Here is a 21,309-nt window from a genome sequence, read left to right on the forward strand (position 1 = left end):
ACTCAGAAGTGAAACCTCTTAGCGCTGATGGTAGTGTGGCGTTTGCCATGTGAGAGTAAGTCATCGCCAGCTCATTATTCAAAAGCCCCCTAACTTAATTGTTAGGGGGCTTTTTTTTATGAAGGGAAAAATAGAAAAATAAAGATTAGCTAAAAAATAACCCTTAAAACCTAATAGGTTTATTTTTTCATTTAAATTTGATTATTTATTATTCATAAAAAGAAATTTTAACTAACTCTCCAAATATCTTTCGAGCAATTGAACAGTTATTTCATCTATATCCATTGGGAAAGAATAGCTATATTTAGCTCGTGATCATGCAAAATATTTCAAAACAGGGTTTAATCTAGATTTTAATATGCTCAATAAAAAAGAAACCCCGACATCCTGTCAAGGTTTCTTTGTATTTCAGTGCTTAGATACAACTCCTGTCATATCTCACATCCTGATGCTCAAACTGATTATTGTTGTTTTCGTTTGGGAAACGTCCTATCTCCTGATGTTTTAAATGTACGTTTTCGCCTATTTTAAAGCTAGTGGTTACTTTCTTCAGTATTTGTAAGCATTCACTTACAAGGATTCATCTTGTTACTAAAGCTTATACTGCAAGCATTTATTTCTCTTCTACAATGGATTGTAAGTAGTGTGATAGAAGAAATGAGACAAGGATGAATATTAAAGCCTTTCATAGACTGATTACATTGAGTGTGTTGTCTGTTCTAACAGCATGCCATGCGCAAACTCCACCAGAAACTCAGTCGAAAGAAAATCAGCCTAGCTCAGTTGTTGCAGTAACATCTATACAGATGAAACGTATCGCTGAGTTTAATGAACCATGGGCATTGGCTGTGTTAGCTGACGGGCGTTTATTGATTACTGAAAAGTCGGGGCAATTGATTTTATTTAATCCTAGAGATCAGAAAAAGACCTTTATTAAAAACTTACCCAAAGTGGCTTATGGTGGTCAGGGTGGATTCGGGGACATTGTTTTACATCCTAAGTTTGCACAAAACCATCAAATTTATCTCAGCTATGCAGAAGCAGGGCAAGGTGGCTATGGGGCAGTGGTGATTCGTGCAGATTTGAATTTAGATCAAGCACAGCCACAATTAGATAATATAACAACCATTTGGAAACAGGTACCTAAGGTTCGTGGGCAAGGGCATTATGCACATCGTGTACTGTTTGATGGTTCTGGAAAACTATGGATTAGCTCTGGTGAGAGACAGAAATTTGATCCTGCCCAAGACTTGACATCGAATCTTGGGAAAATCATTCGGATTAATGATGATGGCTCAGTGATAGTGGATAATCCTTTTCAGTCGCAAGGTGAAGTAGCGAAACAAGTCTGGAGTTTCGGGCATCGTAATCCTTTAGGTATGGCTTTTGATGAACAAGGTCAACTTTGGGTGGTTGAAATGGGCCCGAAAGGTGGTGATGAGCTTAATTTGATCCAGAAAGGGAAAAACTATGGTTATCCATTGGTTTCCAATGGTGATCATTATAGTGGTTTGAATATCCCTGACCATGTTACGCGACCTGAGTTTGAAGCACCGAAATTGGACTGGACCCCTGTGATTTCTCCATCGAGTTTGATTTTTTATACGGGACAGATGTTTCCCAAGTGGCAGGGTAAAGCCATCATTGGCGGGCTTTCATCTGAAGCATTGATTATTGTAGACACCACAGCACAGCCAGCAAAAGAAATTCAACGGATAGATATGAAACAACGTATCCGTGGTTTACAACAAGCGAAAGATGGCAGTATTTGGGTGATTGAAGATGGGAAGCATGCTGATTTAATTCAACTGATCAAACCTTAGTCATATTAAAAGAAATATGACTAAGCGATGAATTTTAAATAGCAGAGTGTAGATCGGCATGGAAAACATTGGCTTGAATTTGAAGCAAGTTATGGTTTTCATTTCCATCATTGATACGCCAATGTGCAATTTTAATATTATCGACTAAGGCGATATCTCCTTGTTGCCATTGAACTAAAAGTGCATCACGATAGAGTGCATCAAAGTATTGCTGTTTTTCCTGATGCGTCCACTCAATTTTTTCACCTGTGTATGTGAAGAGTTCCCAAGACAATTGCATGTGATTCGCTGTAAAACCTGATTGAAGTGATCCGCGATGCTTACATATAGTTTGTGTCGTGTGGTGTGCAAAGGTATGGGTATTATTGGCAAAGACCCACGGTTGGATCGCTAGTCTTTGAGTATCAGGATGGGTGATGACGAAGGGAGAGCGTTTTAAGGTGAGTTTGGCTCTTTTATTGGTTAGCTTGCTTAAATGAAATGGGCTGTTCTTTAATAGTAAACGGTCTAATATATTGAGTTTACGGATTGAAATATAAGAAAAATGGCTCCACGCGCCTAAATATTTTTTTTGAATACTGGTTGGAAAGTGGTTCCAAATTTTTTCTAAGTCATTAAAACCTGTTTCGGCCAGATGAGTGGAAGTCCGTTGGCAAAACAGCGCAACATAACGTGATCGGGTTGAATGCATACTTCCTTGGATATGTAAGTTTTGAATGGCATTCTCACGAGGTTTCAATTGTACGATATTGTGATTGTGGTACAGCTTCTCATTATTTATACCGAAAAGTTTTTCACTGTGCTTACGCATAAGTGTGGCAAACCAGCCCTGCGTATTGGGAGTAATACTATTCCTTGGCTCAAGTTGTAAATGTTGTTCAATAAGTTCGTAGAATTCATAGCTGCGTTCTATCTTGAAACCGCGGAATAATAAAATCCCATGCTGATGGAGTTGTTGCATGATTTCAGTACGATGAACTCTACAATAGGCTGCTAAAGCATCTGCCTGCGTATATTCAGGGTCTGCGACATAGATTTTGCAATAATCAGTTAAATATGTAGTACTCAGTTGCATGAGGATGTTCTCTGTTCTTCTTGTTTTTAATTGATTTTATATAAAAACGTTTTGCGCAAAACTGCCCGACGTTCAGATGGGCAAAAGTATAGAACGTAGTGCGTTATATTGATGTAATATTTGGTTGCTATGCCTGATATAACGATAAACGGTCAGCTTAATCGCACTGTGGTTACGAATATCAAAAATGAAAAACTTTAATAATAAAAGAATAGAGGATGTGTGATGCCAAGTACCCAAATTCATGTTCGTAAAAACTATAGTCAGGATGAAGCGCGAGCGATAATTGAAGCAGTCCATACGGCATTATCTACTGCGTTTCAACTCCCCCAATATGATCGCAATATTCGTTTAGTTGAGCATGCACCTGAGCATTTTGCGTATCCACTTTATTTAACACAACCCGCTTCTTTTACTTGGATTGAAGTTGATTGCTTTGTCGGAAGATCGCTAGAGACTAAACGAAGACTGTATCAACTCCTAGTTCAGCATTTAGCAGAGTTAGGTATTCCACAAGACCATATTTCTATTCTAATTCGTGAGTCTAACTTAGAGAATTGGGGGATACGAGGTGGTCAAGCCGCATCTGATGTTAATTTAGGATTTGATGTGAATATTTAAAATATCAAACTAGAATTTAAAAAGCCCCCAACATCCTGTCGGGGGCTTTTTAAATTCTTTCAAACGGTATAACTCCTGTCCTACCGATCAGCATCCTGCTGTATATTTTATTATTTTTGTTTTTAATTGAGACTTCCTGTCTCTGTATGATTTAACTATAGCGTCGATACTGTTGATTGAAAAGCCGACAAATACTCAAGTTACTGTAAGCAATCGCGTACATAAGAATCTCATCTTTATGCGCTGACATATTTAATCAGTTTATCAATTGCTGCTTTTAGATTTTTCTCATCAAAAGGATTTGGTTCAAAATCTTCGGTTTTATTGCGTGAAAAAATATCTCGAATTTCAATCACGGCATTGGTATCGACTAGGCCGAGTTGAGTACCGACTTGGCGAATTTGGTCGATGGAGCGTGAGCCGTTGGTACCACCATAACTAATATAAGCTGCAGGTTTGCCTTGCCATTCTTTGCCTAAATAGTCCAATGCATTTTTGAGTGCTGGACTATAGCCGTGATTATATTCAGGACTAATAAAAATAAAGGCATCGCCTTGGACAATGTGATCGGCCCATGCTTGTTGTTTGGGTTGATCATAAATGCCTGTCATAGGTGGGTTGGCACCTGCAAAAATTGGCAAATCCCACTCTTTTAAGTCGACCAATTCGAGTTGGACCGTATTGAGCCCAAGTTGTTCAAAGCCTTTTTGCACCCATCGCGCAACTTTAATGGCAGTACGCCCTTCGCGGACACTGCCAATAATGACTTGAATTTTCATGCAAAATCCTTGGAAAATAAATGTGATCACGTTACGGTAGTATGAAAATTAAGCTTTGCATAGATTGAATATGTATCTGATGGATAAATGTTTGAGGCATTAAAAAAGCCCCCGAAGGAGCTTTGAATGACACACAGACGGTCGATCTGTGGCTTTACATAATTTTGATGCCTTGTTGTCCGGCAGGGGTCACTTTGAAGATTTCAACTTCAAAGGTAATATCTTTACCTGCCAATGGATGATTAAAATCTACTTCGGTGATGTCATCACCTACAGCTTTAACCACACCATAAAGACTTTGTTTGGCTTTGTCTTCAAACTCAATCATGTGACCTTCGATTGGTCGCTGTTCAAATTTAACCGTATCAAACTTTTGTACATTCTCAGGGTTCCAAGGACCAAAAGCATCTTCTGGTGGTAGGCTTACGGTACGGCGGTCACCAGCTCGTAAACCAAACAGCGCCTTTTCAAAACCGGGCAATAGGCTGCCATCACCCATCACGAGACTCACAGGTTCTTCACGGCTACGCGTATTGTCAATTTCCACGCCATTTTCAATGGAAACAGAAAAATGTAACTCAACTTTTGAGCCTTCGCTTACGCGAGTTTCTTCATTGGGATTAATAAAATCAGTCATTTTTTACTTCGGCACGCTGGATACGACTTTTTTCGAGAAAAAAGGTATCGATCAACAAAAGGATAGTTCCAAGCGTAATTGAGCTGTCAGCAATATTAAACGCAGGGAAGTGGCTGTTTTGATAGTACACATGAATGAAATCAACCACATAGCCTAAGCTAATACGGTCGATTAAATTGCCTATAGCACCACCTAGAATAAGCGCAATTGCAATGGGCAGCACTTTTACTGTTTTTGGCATACGCATCAGCCAGAACAGGAAAATGACAGACACAATACCAGCAAGAGAGGTAAAGAAATAACGTTGCCACCCACCAGCATCGGACAAGAAACTAAAGGCTGCGCCATAGTTATGCAATAAGGTCCAATTTAAAAAGGGCAGAACTGGTACTGGATCTGCATAATTCAGATGGGTACTGGCAATCCATTTGGTCCATTGATCTAAGACAATGGCTAGAATAGCCAAGCCTACCCACACTAAATTATGCGGATAGAATTGGAATAAGCCCTTTTTCTGTTGAGGGTTAGGCATATTTTCTCTCTTCGCCTTGGCCTGTAGGAAGGTTGATAATACAACGTCCACATAAACCTGGATGTGTAACATGTGTATTCACATCTGGTAGAACATGCCAGCAACGTACACATTTTTCACCATCAGCAGCTGAGACTTTAACATTCAGACCTGCCAGATCAGAAGCTTCGCCTTGAGTTGCATCGAATGTATTCACAAGTACTTGCGATGTGATCAGGACAAAGCGAAGTTCATCATCTAGACGATCAAGTACGTCTTTGAGTTCAGCATCTGCCCACAGTTCAACTTTGGCAGAGAGATTTGAACCCACGATTTTCGCAGTACGTGCAGTTTCGATGAACTTGTTCACTGCAGACTTCACTGCAATGAGGGTTTGCCAATCGGCTTCAGACAACAGGTTTGCTTTTGAAGCCACAGGAATCTCATACCATTCCGCAGTGAACACATATTTCTCAGTTTGTTCTGGAATCAGTGGCCATGCCTCTTGAGCGGTAAAGCTTAAGATTGGTGACATCCAACGCACAAAGGCTTGTACCAAATGATACAACGCAGTCTGAGCCGAACGACGCGCTTGCGAATCTGCTTTAGTGGTGTACTGACGGTCTTTGATGATGTCTAGATAGAAACCACCCAAGTCGTTGATACAGAAGTTGGTCAGCGCATTGGTCACGATATGAAAGTTCATATCTTCATAGGCTTGCTGAATGGTTTTCTGTACATCTGCTGCACGTTGCAAGATGTATTGATCAAGTGCGATCAATTGATCTACAGGCAGTGCATTGGTCGATGGTTTGAAACCATTGAGGTTCGCCAACAAGAAGCGCAAAGTATTACGAATACGACGATAGCCATCTGATGCACGGTTAAAGATTTCTTTACCTGCAGTCATTTCATAACGGTAATCTGCCGATGCAATCCAGAAACGCAAGCCGTCTGCACCCATGTCTTTAATGATGTCTTGTGGGGTGATGATGTTGCCTAAAGATTTTGACATCTTACGGCCTTTTTCATCCACCACGAAGCCATGAGTTAGCAAGCCTTTATACGGCGCACGTTGATTGATAGCGACAGAGGTTAATAATGAAGACTGGAACCAACCACGATGTTGGTCTGAGCCTTCAAGGTATAAATCGGCTGGATCGGTGAGTTCTTCGCGTTCACGCAGTACCGCATAGTGGGTTGTGCCTGAGTCAAACCACACGTCTAAAGTGTCACGCACACAATTGTACTGTTCCGCTTCATCACCAATAAAGTCTTTCGCTTCACGGTTATACCAAGCGTCAATTCCTTCTTGTTCGATTAACTTCGCGACTTCTTCGATCAACTCTGCTGTGCGTGGATGTAGCTCATTGGTGTCTTTATGCACGAAGAATGGGATTGGTACACCCCAAGTACGTTGACGCGAAATACACCAGTCTGGACGACCTTCGATCATAGCTTGAATACGGTTTTTGCCCCAATCTGGCACGAAGCTGATTTCGTTTTCAATCGCATTTAAAGCATTTTGACGTAAGCCTTGCGCATCCATGCTGATAAACCACTGCGGGGTCGCACGGAAAATAATTGGGGTTTTATGGCGCCAGCAATGCGGATAGCTATGTTTGATTGGTTGATGCGCCCACAAGCGACCGACTGCACCCAACGCTTCAATGATTTTTGGATTGGCTTTGTAGATGTGCTCACCAGCAAAAACGGGTGACGTTGGTAAATATACACCATTGCCACCGACTGGGTTTTCAACTTTTAAGTTGTACAGTAAACCGACTTTATAGTCGTCCACACCATGACCTGGCGCAGTATGAACCGCACCTGTACCACTGGTTGCGATGACGTGCTCACCTAAAATCACAGGCACTTGACGGTCTGTAATCAAAGGATGTTGTAATAATAAGTTTTCGATAGCCGAACCCGTGAAATCAGCTAAAACGATAGGATTTTCAAGCTTATAACGCTCAACTGCTGACGCAACTAGGTCTTTGGCCAAAATAAAGTTTTGTGTCCCGCGATCAGTTGTGACTTGAACCAATTGATAGTCAATTTCTGCATGTACAGCAACCGCTTGGTTCGCAGGTAAAGTCCACGGTGTGGTGGTCCAAATCACGATATCGGTTGGGTCTTGAACATCCACCCCTAAGCGTGCGCTTAAATCTTTTAAGTCGACAACTGTGAAACCAACATCAATGGCATCTGATTTTTTATCTTCATATTCGACTTCTGCTTCAGCTAAAGCTGAACCACAGTCGAGACACCAGTTTACTGGTTTGAGACCTGGTTCGATATGACCTGCTTTCGCAATCGCGCCGACAGAGCGCACAATGTCTGCTTCCTGTTTGAAGTTCATGGTCAGATAAGGATTGTCCCAATCCCCAAACACACCCATGCGCACGAAGTCTTTCTTTTGTAATTCGACTTGGGTGTAAGCATATTCGCGGCAGGCTTTACGGAAAGTCGAAGCATCCACTTTTACACCGACTTTCCCGACTTTTTCTTCAACTTTGAGTTCAATCGGTAGACCGTGACAGTCCCAACCTGGAACATACGGTGCATCAAAGCCATCGAGCACGCGACTTTTAATGATGACGTCTTTGAGGACTTTGTTTACCGCATGACCCAAGTGGATTTGACCATTTGCATACGGAGGGCCGTCATGTAGGACATATTTTTTCTTGCCAATACGCGACGCACGAATCTGCTGATAAATGTTGTCGGCATACCACTCTTCTAACCATTTTGCTTCACGCACCGCAAGATTTGCTTTCATGGCAAAATCGGTACCTGGGAGGTTAAGTGTGGCTTTATAATCCACTGCATTTTCAGTAGTTTGCTTGTCGCTCATGCAAGTTTTCTTCCAATTTAATCAGCTTTTAGACTGACGCGTTTTACATAAAATTGATTGGGTATTTAAAAGGGAAATGTTGGGGTGTTTTGACGAAACTCAAGCAGTTTCACCACATCATCATCAATTCCTGCTTTTAGTGCTTCCAGCGAAGGGTAATTCTTTTCACCATGTAAATAGTTTAAGAAGGTGACCCGCATTAATAAGCCATACAGATTAGCAGAAACATCAGGGAAATGTACTTCTAATCGCCATTCAGGATGATCTTGCTGAATGGCTGGCCGTGTTCCAACATGACCTGCGCCAAAAAGGGCAGAAGGTTCATATCCAGCAATGCCCAACCGTTCAGGCTGGTCTGCTTTGACTTTGTCGCGTAGGGATGTGGTTTCACAAATTACATCGACACCATAAATGCCGTTTAAACAAGGTTTGTGACGGTTTAAACGCACATTAATGGTTGGAAAATCTAGGGTTCGACCAATTTGGTCGCCATACTGCACTCGACCTGTAATGCTATAAGGTCGGCCTAATAATTGTGCTGCGAGTGCCAAATCCCCTGCTGCAAGAGTTTGGCGAATCCGGGTTGAACTGACGCGTTCACCTTCTGCGAGGACGGTTTCAAGATTATGCACTTGAAAACCATAATTTTTAAGAAATTCACTATTGCCTTGGCGATTTTTACCAAAGTGGAAATCATCGCCTAAAACCAAACTTTGGGCATTGAGTTTATCTTTTAAAATATCGGCAAATGCTTCGGCACTTAAACTCCGGAAGCTATTGTCAAATTTAGCAACTGCAATATAGTCCACACCTAGCTCAGTTAAATATTCGACTTTTTCACGTAAGGATGAAATCCTCGGTGGAGCATCATAAGCTTTAAAAAATTCAAGTGGTTGAGGTTCAAAAATCATCACCACTGTTTTTAGGTTGTGTTGTTTTGCAACGGCTTTGAGCTGATGAATCATGGCTTGATGACCCAAATGCACCCCGTCAAAATTACCGATGGTGACAACGGTTTTTTCTAATTCAGAGTGTGAGGGCAAAGCATGTAGACGGAGCAGCTTCATGGGCAAATCAAGTGCTTAGAATAAATAACGGCTTATATATTGCCATATTCTTGGGCATTCGTCTTGTGGTTGTTTTTTGACAATGCAAAATTTCGTAGAAAGTTCACATATATCATTTTAACTGATTTATTTAATGTGAATTAATCAATTTTTCTTATTTGTGGTTTTGGTTAGTATAAATGTAGTTTCTAATGAGGACCAACTCATGCAAAAACCATTTACACAACTTGGACAGCGGCAAAATCTGATCCGTCAATTTACCCCCAACTGGTTTACTGTCAGTATGGGAACAGGTGTGGTGGCGCTTATTGTATCAGAGTTTCCGATTTTAAAGTCATGCACATGGTCGTTCGGCACAACGCTTTGGTATCTCAATATTGCGCTTTTTGTACTTTTTACTGTGCTTTATGGACTGCGTTGGGTATTTTATCCGCATGAAGCTAAACAGATTTTTCAGCATCCGATGATGAGTTTGTTTTTAGGCACTATTCCGATGGCACTGGCGACGATTCTAAATGGCTGTTTAAAGTATGGGCAGCCGATTTATGGAGATATTGCGGTTCATGTCGCCAAGAGCCTTTGGTACGTAGATGTGCTCCTTGCACTATTGGTGGCATGGGGTGTTCCTTTTGTCATGTATCAGCGTCAGCAACATAGTTTGAGCAATATGACAGCAGTTTGGTTGTTGCCGATCGTGGCCTGTGAGGTTGCAGCCAGCAGTGGAGGCCTATTGCTGGGGCATTTGCCAACAGATGGTCATGCTGTTGCGATTTTATTGGCTAGCTATGTCCTTTGGGGGATTTCTGTTTTACCTGCTTTTGCTATTTTAACGATTTTAATGTTGCGTTTAGTCTTACATAAACTACCCGAAAAAGAGCTGGCAGTCAGCAGTTGGTTGGCTTTGGGGCCGATCGGTACGGGGGCTTTGACTTTATTGATTTTAGGACAGCAAGCACCGACAGTTTTGGTGAGCATAGATTTGGTTGAAATGGGTCAGCTTTTTCAATATGCAGGAATTTTCGGTAGTCTCATTCTGCTCGGTTTTGGGTTATGGTGGTTAGGCATTGCCGTGATGACCACTTTACACCATGCCAAACAGGAATTACCTTTTAACCTCGGCTGGTGGGGACTGACATTTCCGTTGGGCGTGTACACCCTCGCGATTCTTAATTTAGCGCAGCAATTGAATTTAGCTTTCCTCTACGCTGTTGGCTATGCCTTTGCGGCCATTCTGCTGATACTTTGGTGTTTAGTTGCAAGCAAAACCGCGCATGGTTTTTATCAAGGCCATTTGTTTTTTTCACCCTGTTTAAAAGCCTATTTGGAACAGCATTAAAGTCAGTGAAAATGCTATTTTTTACTTAGATCAAAATGCTAGATACGATTTTGGGTCGTGGTGTTTAAACTACTTTTCTTTCGGATAGATTTGCTTTCTAATGGGCTGAATGAAGTCTGTTATTTGAGTATGTTATGTCAGATGTTGCACTGATCATGGCTTTGCCGAATGAATCCAAAGGATTATTTGAACAAGCAGGGATTGAAGTTCATTACAGTGGTGTGGGTAAAGTCAACGCGGCCTATAAAGCATTTGAAGTGATTCAAAAAACAGGTTGTAAAACCCTAATTAATTTAGGTACCGCAGGCAGTAGTTATTTTGATCAGCATGAGTTGATCGAAGTTTCTCAATTTGTACAGCGTGATATGGATGTTTCACCACTCGGTTTTGCGGTCGGCTTTACACCATTTGACAGCATGGACCCCGCTGAAATTCATTTGGAGCCTTTTTTTCAGCAGTTACGCACAGGTATCTGTGGGACTGGCGATAGCTTTGAAACAGGAACACCCAAAGTCGCGTGCGACTTGGTGGATATGGAAGGTTATGCCTTGGCAAAGGTTTGTAAAAAGCTCGATGTACGTCTGATTTCAGTTAAATATATTTCAGATGGAGCTAACGACACTGCTCATTTGGATTGGGAAGACAATCTACTATTGGGCGCTCAGAAATTATTGAGATTATTTGAAAGTATCTGAGGCTTTGATTTTGTCTTTTTAAATTTGGCGACCATAGAGTGCTATGGTCGTATGCCAAAACTATTCAGGTTTGAATAAGTCAGACGGAGTTCTTGGGATCACACCATATAACATCATATGTACAGTGTGTTGAATTACACGCTGTTGCATACTACGGTTACGTAGGGTTTTACCTGTCACCATTTCCATTTGTGTGGCAAAGTCAGCATAGTTTTGTGTCAAAGCCCAAATATTCAAAATGAGCAATTCAGGATCAATTGCTTTTGAAATTTTGCCTTGTTCTTGCCAATTGCTAATCACTTTAGCTTTACGTTTGACCAATTTCTTTAGAGGCCCTTTGAGGATTTCCAGAATATGTGGAGCACCTTGAATGACTTCTAGCGCAAATAAGCGTGAGGCTTTAGGTTGAGTCCGAGAAACCTCAATCTTTTGCAATAAGTAGTTGGTGATCGCTTCTTCTGGCTCTAAGTCCGCTTCTAGCATTTGCAGTGGCGCTAACCACTTTTGCAGAACCGTCGTTAAAACTTCAACGTACAAAGCTTCTTTATTTTCATAGTAATAGAAAATATTCGATTTGTGCATCTCAGCAATCTGTGCGATCTCATCTAAACTCGCTCCATTAAAACCATAGAGTGAAAAGACATCTAGTGCAGCATTCAGCAGCTGGTGGCGTTTTTGAGTACTCTTTTTCTGTTCCATTCGCTAATTTAAAAAACAATAAAAAGGGGGAAGGACAAATTGTACGGCAAATCATCAGACTTGTGCACAAAGTGGAAATTTAATTTTTTGAATAATGATCATTTATTCTGTAGATTGACTAATAAATTGCGATAAATTCTAAAACTTGTCCAATAAAATATCATTATGTAAAAACTATTTTGTATCACAGACACGAAATAATGGATTTTTTTCAGGGGTGTTTTGTAAAAATAACGTGAAATTTCACTTTTTAAATATGTAAGTGTTTGAAATACATGAGCGTCTCATATTTTCACGCCTGTGCAAAAAGATCCTTAGCACCATGCTAAGGATATTGAATAAAGTTAGGTGGCCAGAACGGCATTTAATACTTGCTGTTCAAGTGAGTTAAAAGCGACATCTTTGACCCGGGGACGGGGTAGGTTGACTTGAAACTCTTTGGCAATATGACCACGGTCTAACAAAATAATTCGATCTGCCAGTTGAACGGCTTCGCTGACATCATGCGTAACTAAGATGGCGGTAAAACCTTGTTCCGTCCATAATTTTTCAATCAAATTCTGCATGTCCAAGCGAGTGAGGGCATCCAATGCACCTAAAGGTTCATCCAGCAGTAAAATCCGTGGCTTATGGGATAAAGCCCGTGCTAAGGCAGTGCGTTGGCGTTGTCCCCCAGAGAGCTGCGAAGGCCAGAGCCCCGCTTTGTCTTTAAGCCCGACTTTTTCCAACAGACTAGAGGCATTGGCATGTTGTTCTTTGGCTAAGCCCAGTTGCACATTTTTTTCTATAGAGTGCCATGGCAGTAAGCGTGGATCTTGAAACATGACCCGTATATCGTCTGCGGTAATCCCTTCGCGGAGGTGTCGTGCGGATTTAAACTTAATTTCACCATAGCTTTGTTGTTCTAAGTTGGCAATCAGACGCAGTAGCGTACTTTTACCACAACCACTACGTCCGACAATGGCTAAAAACTCACCTGGCTGAATATGCAGGTCTAAGTCTTCAAGAACTTTAACTGAACCATAAAACTTATGCAGTTGTTCAATAATAATTTCGGCCCCAAGCACCGCTTGAGGGTTAATGTCTTGATTATGATTTGGCTGCGATGTAATAGTGGCATGGCGACCAAGGCTTAAATCAGTCATTTCAGACTCCTTATTTTTGGTATCCTGCATGCCAACGCAGCAGGTATTTTTCTAATGTGACGGCCAGTACATCAGCCAGTTTTCCAAGTAGGGCATACAGTAAAATCCCCACCAAGACGATATCAGTCTGTAAAAATTCACGCGCATTCATGGTCATATAACCAATGCCCGCTTGGGCCGAAATGGTTTCGGCAACGATCAATAACACCCACACCAAACCCAGTGAAAAGCGCAGACCAACCAAAATAGAGGGCATCGCGCCGGGTAAAATAATTTCTTTATACAGTTGCCAACGGGTCAAGCCATAGCTTTTCCCCATTTCAATCAGTTGCGGATCTACCGAACGTATGCCGTGATAGGTGTTGATGTAAATGGGGAAAAACACCCCGACCGCAACCAAGAACAGCTTGGCGCTTTCATCAATCCCGAACCACAAAATCACCAATGGAATAAGTGCCAGTGCGGGAATATTTCGGATCATCTGTAGAGTGGTGTCGAGCAGGGTGGACGCCATTTTCGATGAACCATTTAACAAACCCAGAAATAGCCCTAAACCGCCACCCACCAATAAGCCGAGTAAGGCACGGCCTGCACTGACTTGAACATGCTTCCATAGTTCACCACTCAGTAGCAGGTGCCAGAAAGCGCTAACCACTGCGGTAGGTGCAGGTAAAATGCGACTTTCTAAGAGTCCTGTGCTAGAAGCAATTTGCCAAAGCACAATTAAGCCGATAGGAAAGAGCCAAGGCAGCAATAGCTGCCCCAACTGGGTTCCACGTGAAACCTTTTCCTGCTGGAGGGTTTGCACTGAAACGATTTTGGACATTAGGCAGGCTCCTGAATCGCTTTTGTTTTTTTGTTTTCATCAGGTGTGTAGTTGTTTGCCACAATCTCACCAAAGGGACCTGTTAAATTTGGTTGTGCTAACTTTGTTTGAGTTTCAAGCGGCAGGAGTGGGAACACTAACTCGGCAAAACGAATCGACTCTTCAAGATGTGGATAGCCTGAGAAAATAAAGGTGCTGATGCCCAAGTCAGCATATTCTTGAATACGCGCTGCAACTGTTTCAGGGTCACCGACCAATGCCGTACCTGCACCCCCACGAACCAGTCCTACACCAGCCCAAAGGTTGGGAGATACTTCAAGTTTACTGCGGTCACCATTGTGTAGTTCGGCCATGCGACGTTGGCCGACCGAGTCCATGCTCTTAAATTTTGCCTGTGCTGCAGCAATGGTGGCATCATCGACATATTGAATGAGCTCTTCTGCCGCTTGCCATGCTTGTTCATTGGTTTCACGTACAATCACATGCAGACGGATACCATAGTTGAGCGTACGGCCTTTGGCCTCAGCTTTGGCACGTACAGTGTCAATTTTTGCTTTGACTGCCGCAGGAGGTTCTCCCCATGTCAGATACGTGTCAACCTGATCCGTCGCCAACTCGATGGCATCATCCGATGAGCCGCCAAACCAAAGTGGAGGGTAGGGTTGTTGTACAGGCGGATACAGCAGTTTGGCATCATCTACGTTTAGACGTTCGCCGTGAAAGCTAAAGCTTTCACCTGTATGGGAACGGGTTAAAATCTCACGCCAAATTTTGACGTATTCATTGGCTGTTTTATAGCGAGTGGAATGGTCTTCATAAACACCATCGCCTTGCAGTTCTTTTTCATCGCCACCTGTCACCAAGTTCAATAAAACTCGACCATTGGAGAGACGGTCAAAGGTGGCTGCCATCCGTGCAGCCAGTGCCGGAGTGGTCACGCCTGGACGTAATGCAACCAAGAATTTTAATTTTTTCGTGGCATCAATCAGACTGGCTGCGGTCAACCATGGATCTTCACATGAACGACCCGTTGGAATCAGTACACCTTCATAACCTAAATTATCCACGGCAACCGCAATCTGTTTCATATAAGCATGGTCCACTTGACGAGCACCTTTGCTGGTACCTAAGTAGCGACTGTCACCGTGAGTTGGGATAAACCAGAAAATTTTCATTTTTAAAAATCCTTAGATAGAGTCGTTTAAGGTTTGCTCGGTGCAACCCAAACGGTACTTTGAACTTGAATGTGTTTCGGAATGAGCTGGACTTGTTGGAACAAATCGGCAATCTGTTGTTGGGCTTGTACCACTTCAGGCGTCAGGGTTTGAATCGGTGAAGGTTTCAGACGTTTGTCGATGACGCGCTGAGCAATAGAGGGCTGTAAACCCGTACTTTGGGTATAGACCGAAAGTGCTTGAGCTTGGTTTTTCAGCACCCATTGATCGGCCTGATTCAAGCCGTGGATGAATTGAGCAGTCGCTTCAGGATAGGCCTGAATAAATTTTGGATTGCCAATATAAAAAGAATAGGTTTGTGGAAATGCTGTGCCATCAATCAAAACTTTTGCATGTGCATCTTGTTCTGCTGCACTGAGGTAGGGTTCCCAAATGGCCCATGCATCAATGGATTGTTTATCAAACGCGGCACGTGCATCCGCAGGGGGGAGCCAAATCGGTTGAATGTCCTGCCAGCTGAGTCCTGCTTTTTGTAAGATTTTCGCCAACAACTCATGCGCGCTTGAGCCACGCTGAACGGCAATGCGTTTGCCTTTTAAGGCTTGAATTGAACCAATGCTACTATTTTTAGGAATTAACAGGGCTTGAGAGTTAGCGGGTACTTGTTCGTAGCCGACATAACTGAGTGCTTTGTCAGCAGCTTGGGCAAAGATCGGTGGGGTATTGCCCACAGCACCAAAATCGACAGCACCAACGGATAATGCTTCTAACATTTGTGGACCAGCAGGAAATTCTTTCCATTCAATTTTGGCTTGAGGAAATTGCTGCTCAAATAATTTTTGCTCACGCGCGACCAATAGGTTCAAAGACGACTTTTGGTAGCCAATCGACAGTGTTTTAACTGGAGCTGCTGCCTGCTTTTCTGGCGTGTTCGTTGCTGCTGTGTCTTGCTTTTGGCATGCCCCGAGTCCAAGACTCAAGCTGACGATGCCAATACTAGAAACTGTTTTCAGTGTTTTCATAATGATCTCTATATTTTTATTTAATAATGGCAGCGTCAATATTCAGCTTGTTTGGAATGAGTTTTTGTTGATAGAAAGCATCGGCAACGTACTGCTGTTTTTTTGCGACTTCGGCTGAAATGGGCTGAACGCCAAAGCCCATACGACCAATCGAGCTTTGTAAAATGTCCAAAGACAAGCCCGTTGGTTTTTCTAGCAATTGGGCAGCTTGTTGTTGATTTTGTTTAACCCACTGTGTTGTGGTATTTAATTCTTTCACGACTGTTTTTAAGACTTCGGGGTGAGCTTCCGCAAACTTACGATCGGCCAAATAGAACTGATGATTACTCACCAAGTTTTCTCCAGTAGCAATCACACGTGCCGAAATTTGATGTTCAGCGGCCGCAAAGAAGGGATCCCAAATGACCCATGCATCGACTGCACCTCGTTCAAACGCAGCACGTGCATCTGATGGGGGTAGATAGACTGCTTCAATATCAGAAAGTTTGAGGTTATTCGCTTCTAATACTTTAAGTAGCAGGTAATGCACATTTGAACCTTTGTTGAGTGCAATTCGTTTACCTTTTAGGTCTTGAATGCTTTGAATTTTCGAATCTTTTTGTACGATCAGTGCTTCTGCTTTGGGTGCTGCTGGTTGGTTGGCAATATAAACCAAGTTAGCGTTCGCGGCTTGAGCGAAAATTGGAGGGGCTTCACCTGCTTCACCAAAGACCACACTGCCGACATTTAAACCTTCGAGGAGCTGTGGACCTGCGGGAAACTCAACCCATTTGACTTGGACATTTTGTGCTTTAAGCGCCGTTTCTAAAGTGCCTCGCTCTTTGACGATTGGCAAAATGCCATATTTTTGAAAGCCAATATTCAGTGTGACGGTTTCAGCCTCTTTTTTTCCACATCCAGATAACATCATGGCACCCGCGACTGTTGCAGCAAGAACGCTTGTTTTGATCCAGAACTTTGCTTGAGAGGTGCTCATGTGTTTCTTAACTCCAAATAAATAAAGTGGTGAGTTGGTGAACACATACGCTAAAGGGCTTTTCTTTTCAGAAAAAATAAGAAATCAGGCTTTAGACATGAAAAAAAAAGATAAAAACAAAAGTGCAAAACTTATGTGAAAATGAGCAATATAAAAAACATAAAATATAAATTTTATTAAGATTAACTTATTGATATTTATTATTTAAAACGAATTTTTATTTTTTTGAATAAGCTTAGTCTTTCACGCTATATGGACTTGAGCGATTGGGGTGGTATTTTCTCGATAAAGATATGAGAAATAAAGATATCCATAATCCTGCAAAAGCCACTTAAAGTGGCTTTTTAAAGACCAGTGAGTTGCGCTGATAGTTGTATAAGGCTTGGCGGGCATTGGGAAGTTCATCGACATTGGCCGTTTCAAAGCCATGTTCTAAGAACCAATGTGCAGTACGTGTGGTCAGTACAAACAACTGCTGAATCCCCATACTGCGGGCTTTACCTTCGAGATAATGCAAAATTTGGCTGCCGCGATTAGATTTGCGATAACTCGGATCGACTGCAACACACGCAATTTCAGCACTGTGTATTTCACCTTCCGCCGCTGGTAGTGGGTAGAGGGCAGCACAGGCCAAGATCATGCCATCACGTTCAATCACGGCAAATTGATCAATTTCGTTTTCGAGACGTTCACGTGAGCGATACACCAAGATACCTTCTTCTTCAAGCGGACGTAATAGGTTAATCAGCCCGCCGACATCCTGAATGTTGGCCATACGGACTTCTTCATAATGGGCATCGGTAATCATGGTGCCTGAGCCATCCCGCGTGAAGAGCTCTTCAACCAAGGCACCATCATAAGCATAGGAAATGAGATGGACCCGATGTACGCCATGCGTCGAGGCCTTTTTGGCACCACGTAAATGTAAGGCAATGTCTGGATTAGAGTCTTGATATTTCTCAATTTGTGCATCGAGTTTGTGTGGAGAAATTTCGCGTTGCAACTGACCATGTTCATTGAGCAGACCATGTTGCTTGCCCAAGAAAATCAACTTGTCTGCTTTAAGATGAATCGCCGTACGGGTTGCCACTTCTTCTGCTAGCAGGTTGAATACTTCGCCTGTGGTGGAGTAGCCAGTTGGCCCGAGTAGCACAATATTGTGGTTATCCAAATGGCGTTGGATGGCATCTGTATCGACCGTACGGACTTCACCTGTTAACTGAAAATCGACCCCATCGCGAATGCCATAGGGCTTGGCTGTAACAAAATTCCCTGAAACCACATCAATGCGTGCACCATACATCGGTGAGTTGGCCAACCCCATCGACAGTAAGGCTTCAATTTGCAAACGAATTGAGCCTACCGCGTTCATCACGCAACTTAGGGATTCTCGCGTGGTCACGCGGCGATGTTGATGAAATGGTGTCTTTAGCTGGCTCTGTTTTAGATTGTGGTTAATTTGCGGACGTGCGCCATGCACCAAGATCAGACGAATCCCGAGTGAATGCAGTAAGGCAATATCGTGAATAATATGTTGAAAGTTATCATGCTGAACGGCTTCACCATCAAACATGATTACAAAGGTTTTATTGCGGTGAGCATTGATATAAGGCGCAGAATGTCGAAACCAATGCACATACTGCAAAGTTGTACTGTGATGTGTTTCGATGGAATTTGCGTGCATGCCTGTCTCAAAATGAACTGCTTAGCATGATTTTAATCAAAAAATGCAGAAGAGGAAGTCTTAAATTAAAAAACACCTGATGCAAAGATCAGGTGTTTGATTGGCTTGCCGAAATGAATGGCTGATTAGTTAATAATGCGGAGAATACGGTTATTACGCTCATTGACGAGGACATAGTCGCCATTGATCTTGTACCACTGTTGGTAACGCCCTGTGTTGGGTAGGCGACGCGCTTCGCGGTTACTGACATGATAACGTGATGAATCATAACTTCGGGGAAGATATTGACCTGAGCGCCAGTCTCGGCTCGGGTTGACACGGCTGTTTTTATAGCGGTCGTTTGTATTAGAGCGGTGGTCATTACGTTGATCCCAACGCGAGTCATGATCATGAGAGCGATTATAATCCTGAGGTGCTGCCATGGCAGATGTTGTTATGAGTGCACCTAAAGAGAGGGTGATTACAGTCAGAATTTTTTTCATTGCTTTCATCCAGTATTTATCTTGTTTCGATGATTCAAAATTAGCGAACAACTCTAGAGAAAGCGTGAGGGCTATTTAGGTGAATTGTGAAATGTATGAAGAGACTGAGGAGATTGTTATTTCTTTGAAATATTGTCCATTACAGGGTTTTAGACATAAAAAAACCTGAAAAACATCTTTTATACTCCGCTTCACTATCATCTCTAGACCCTAGTCTAAAATTGTGTGAAAGCGAATAAAAATATGATGATTCAGGTTTAAATAGTGGATTTACGGTGCAAGATCAACGAGGAGATTAAAGTCCCATGATACGCAAAATATTGTTGCTATCTGCATCGACTAAGATGTAGTCATTATTAATTTTGTACCATTGTTGGTTACGGTTTGGTTTAGGGAGATTATGCTCTTTGTATTCGACCTTATAGCCATTACCACGGTAATGCTGTGGCATCACATAACCTTGTTGCCATTTATGCTGTTGCAAACGTTTGACACCCCGTTCTTCACGCATACGTCGACGGTCTTGTTGATCATCGTCATCTGAACCACGAAAGTCTCGACCACGTGATTCATTACCAAAGCGTGGATGGTCGTTGTCAAACTGAGGGGCAGCAGTACTGAGACTACTTGCCATCAAAGCACTGAAAGAGATTGCCAATACTGTCAAAATCTTTTTCATGTTGAATCCTCATTAGGGTAATTTCACTCTTTCCTATAATGTACGAAAAAAATGCAGAGAAACTGTGAAGATAAATTGGGCATTTATTAACAAATGCAGAGATATTAAGAAGATTATGCCTAATTTTGACCGTTAATTAAATCACCAATTGATTCAAAGTCTAAAGCAATGGGTCAAATATTTCTGTTTTTCTGCATTGTGGTATTGCATCGCTTGGCCTTGCTGAAGAAAGCAAAGGCGATTATTTAATACCATTGCTTGGTCAGATTTTGCAATGAAAAAATCGCGTTTACAATGGATTCGGCTTGAACTGCATCATCCAAAGCCGAAATTAAGCTTTCAGGCAGTTGTAAATTGTGGATATGACGAATGGTGTCATGTTTACGTTGTACATCAGTCATGCTGAGCCCTGATTTTAAGTTCTTGATGAATCAGAATGATAAGCATGAAATATTTATCTATAAAACCGAATATTTTCATTAAAATAATTTAAAAATACGATTTAAAGTAGAGGAAGAGCCAAGTTAAAAATGCAACTTGGCTGGTTCGGCCTAATAAGCGTAGTTGAGGTCGGTATAATCGCTTAATGATTTCTGCACATGGGCTTGGATAAATTCACGTACATCTGCTGTGGTCATTGCTTCCCCATTTTTACGAATGGCATGCTCAATGTCGGGCTGACCTTCAATTTTAATCCTATAAACAAAATTTTTCTTCGTTTGATATTGGTTGTCGTTTTTTGCAATCACGGTGACATAGTGGTAGCTATGTTCAAAGTTTAAGTCGGTATGAGAAAAAACAAACTGATCAAAGAGTTTCAGAGTCGCACCATTTTCCAGTGCTTGCAGTTCTTTGACAATACTGGCTTCAAACTTCATTCCATATTTTTCTGAAATCGGTTGTTGGTCAATCAATAGACTCACCATCCCATCTTCAGTGGGTTGTACGGTGATGTTGCTCAAGTCCGTCATGGTATGCTCTTAGCAAATAGAATTGGACATCAGTATCCGCAAAAATTGGGAAAAGACAAGCGCTGCCAAAGTCTAAAACATTCTATATGAACACAAAGCCAAAGTTTGATGCATAAAAAAGGAAGCCGAAGCCACTGCTGTCCCACAATTATTCCAAGAAGAACCTCAATTGAGGTTCTTCTTGTTTTCGCCACTTCTTATCGGGTAAAAATAATGCCTTGAGATACTTCCTTTCAAATAAATTCACCT

At 42.0% G+C, this 21,309-nt stretch carries 21 protein-coding genes; 4 read left to right on the forward strand and 17 right to left on the reverse strand.

Going from position 1 to position 21,309, the window contains the following annotated elements; translation table 11 throughout:
• Positions 1-668: 668 nt before the first annotated feature.
• Positions 669-1,823: a PQQ-dependent sugar dehydrogenase gene (locus tag ACE01U_RS16590; protein WP_395579974.1), complete on the forward strand. Its 1,155-nt coding sequence runs from the start codon at positions 669-671 to the stop codon at positions 1,821-1,823.
• A 34-nt stretch (positions 1,824-1,857) separates the two neighbouring features.
• Here ACE01U_RS16590 and ACE01U_RS16595 read toward each other — a convergent pair whose 3' ends face one another.
• Entirely contained in the window at positions 1,858-2,898 is a 1,041-nt protein-coding gene (locus ACE01U_RS16595) for a TauD/TfdA family dioxygenase (RefSeq protein WP_395579975.1), read from the reverse strand.
• Positions 2,899-3,123: 225 nt separating this feature from the next.
• Here ACE01U_RS16595 and ACE01U_RS16600 point away from each other — a divergent pair, with 225 nt between their 5' ends.
• A complete protein-coding gene (locus ACE01U_RS16600) occupies positions 3,124-3,519 on the forward strand; it encodes a tautomerase family protein (RefSeq protein ID WP_087527562.1) in 396 nt (131 codons plus the stop codon).
• Between the two features lie 236 nt (positions 3,520-3,755).
• Here the strand turns inward: ACE01U_RS16600 and ACE01U_RS16605 are convergent, their stop codons facing one another.
• The 5 genes from ACE01U_RS16605 to ribF all read right to left on the reverse strand — a co-directional run bounded on the left by ACE01U_RS16605 (position 3,756) and on the right by ribF (position 9,370).
• The gene (locus tag ACE01U_RS16605; RefSeq protein ID WP_086210743.1) at positions 3,756-4,298 is read right to left on the reverse strand and encodes an NADPH-dependent FMN reductase; all 543 of its coding nucleotides are present in this window, start codon (positions 4,296-4,298) and stop codon (positions 3,756-3,758) included.
• A gap of 154 nt (positions 4,299-4,452) precedes the next feature.
• On the reverse strand, positions 4,453-4,935 hold the full coding sequence (locus tag ACE01U_RS16610; protein WP_395579976.1) for an FKBP-type peptidyl-prolyl cis-trans isomerase: 483 nt from the start codon (positions 4,933-4,935) through the stop codon (positions 4,453-4,455).
• The gene (gene lspA, locus ACE01U_RS16615) at positions 4,928-5,467 is read right to left on the reverse strand and encodes a signal peptidase II (protein WP_395579977.1); all 540 of its coding nucleotides are present in this window, start codon (positions 5,465-5,467) and stop codon (positions 4,928-4,930) included. Before lspA ends, ACE01U_RS16610 begins: the two co-directional genes overlap by 8 nt.
• Positions 5,460-8,303 carry an isoleucine--tRNA ligase gene (gene ileS, locus ACE01U_RS16620; protein ID WP_395579978.1) on the reverse strand — a complete coding sequence of 948 codons (2,844 nt, stop codon included), beginning with the start codon at positions 8,301-8,303 and terminating at the stop codon, positions 5,460-5,462. The genes lspA and ileS overlap by 8 nt, the downstream gene beginning before the upstream one ends.
• Positions 8,304-8,368: 65 nt before the next feature.
• Complete coding sequence (ribF, locus tag ACE01U_RS16625) at positions 8,369-9,370, reverse strand: bifunctional riboflavin kinase/FAD synthetase (protein WP_110974407.1); 1,002 nt, start codon at positions 9,368-9,370, stop codon at positions 8,369-8,371.
• 205 nt (positions 9,371-9,575) lie between these two features.
• Between ribF and ACE01U_RS16630 the strand changes: the two genes are divergently transcribed.
• Complete coding sequence (locus ACE01U_RS16630) at positions 9,576-10,706, forward strand: TDT family transporter (RefSeq protein WP_395579979.1); 1,131 nt, start codon at positions 9,576-9,578, stop codon at positions 10,704-10,706.
• A 134-nt stretch (positions 10,707-10,840) separates the two neighbouring features.
• Entirely contained in the window at positions 10,841-11,401 is a 561-nt protein-coding gene (locus ACE01U_RS16635) for a 5'-methylthioadenosine/S-adenosylhomocysteine nucleosidase family protein (RefSeq protein ID WP_110974409.1), read from the forward strand.
• 60 nt (positions 11,402-11,461) lie between these two features.
• On the opposite strand, the gene ACE01U_RS16640 is transcribed toward ACE01U_RS16635, so the two are convergent.
• From ACE01U_RS16640 to ACE01U_RS16690, 11 genes are all read right to left on the reverse strand, one after another.
• Positions 11,462-12,100: a TetR/AcrR family transcriptional regulator gene (locus tag ACE01U_RS16640; RefSeq protein ID WP_110974410.1), complete on the reverse strand. Its 639-nt coding sequence runs from the start codon at positions 12,098-12,100 to the stop codon at positions 11,462-11,464.
• Positions 12,101-12,444: 344 nt separating this feature from the next.
• On the reverse strand, positions 12,445-13,245 hold the full coding sequence (locus tag ACE01U_RS16645) for an ABC transporter ATP-binding protein (RefSeq protein ID WP_395579980.1): 801 nt from the start codon (positions 13,243-13,245) through the stop codon (positions 12,445-12,447).
• 10 nt (positions 13,246-13,255) lie between these two features.
• Positions 13,256-14,071 carry an aliphatic sulfonate ABC transporter permease SsuC gene (gene ssuC / locus ACE01U_RS16650; protein ID WP_110974412.1) on the reverse strand — a complete coding sequence of 272 codons (816 nt, stop codon included), beginning with the start codon at positions 14,069-14,071 and terminating at the stop codon, positions 13,256-13,258.
• Complete coding sequence (ssuD, locus tag ACE01U_RS16655) at positions 14,071-15,246, reverse strand: FMNH2-dependent alkanesulfonate monooxygenase (protein ID WP_395579981.1); 1,176 nt, start codon at positions 15,244-15,246, stop codon at positions 14,071-14,073. Before ssuD ends, ssuC begins: the two co-directional genes overlap by 1 nt.
• Before the next feature lie 26 nt (positions 15,247-15,272).
• Positions 15,273-16,268, reverse strand: coding sequence for an aliphatic sulfonate ABC transporter substrate-binding protein (locus tag ACE01U_RS16660; protein ID WP_395579982.1), 996 nt, complete (start codon positions 16,266-16,268; stop codon positions 15,273-15,275).
• Positions 16,269-16,284: 16 nt separating this feature from the next.
• Complete coding sequence (locus ACE01U_RS16665) at positions 16,285-17,244, reverse strand: sulfonate ABC transporter substrate-binding protein (RefSeq protein ID WP_291372330.1); 960 nt, start codon at positions 17,242-17,244, stop codon at positions 16,285-16,287.
• Positions 17,245-17,575: 331 nt separating this feature from the next.
• Positions 17,576-18,928 carry an amino-acid N-acetyltransferase gene (argA, locus tag ACE01U_RS16670; RefSeq protein ID WP_395579983.1) on the reverse strand — a complete coding sequence of 451 codons (1,353 nt, stop codon included), beginning with the start codon at positions 18,926-18,928 and terminating at the stop codon, positions 17,576-17,578.
• A 125-nt stretch (positions 18,929-19,053) separates the two neighbouring features.
• Positions 19,054-19,410, reverse strand: coding sequence for an RcnB family protein (locus ACE01U_RS16675; RefSeq protein ID WP_110974417.1), 357 nt, complete (start codon positions 19,408-19,410; stop codon positions 19,054-19,056).
• Positions 19,411-19,705: 295 nt separating this feature from the next.
• Complete coding sequence (locus ACE01U_RS16680; RefSeq protein WP_110974418.1) at positions 19,706-20,089, reverse strand: RcnB family protein; 384 nt, start codon at positions 20,087-20,089, stop codon at positions 19,706-19,708.
• Between the two features lie 245 nt (positions 20,090-20,334).
• A complete protein-coding gene (locus ACE01U_RS16685) occupies positions 20,335-20,490 on the reverse strand; it encodes a hypothetical protein (protein WP_395579984.1) in 156 nt (51 codons plus the stop codon).
• Between the two features lie 150 nt (positions 20,491-20,640).
• A complete protein-coding gene (locus ACE01U_RS16690) occupies positions 20,641-21,060 on the reverse strand; it encodes a hypothetical protein (RefSeq protein WP_395579985.1) in 420 nt (139 codons plus the stop codon).
• Positions 21,061-21,309 lie beyond the last annotated feature (249 nt).

Source organism: Acinetobacter halobius, assembly GCF_044130335.1.
GTDB lineage: Bacteria > Pseudomonadota > Gammaproteobacteria > Pseudomonadales > Moraxellaceae > Acinetobacter.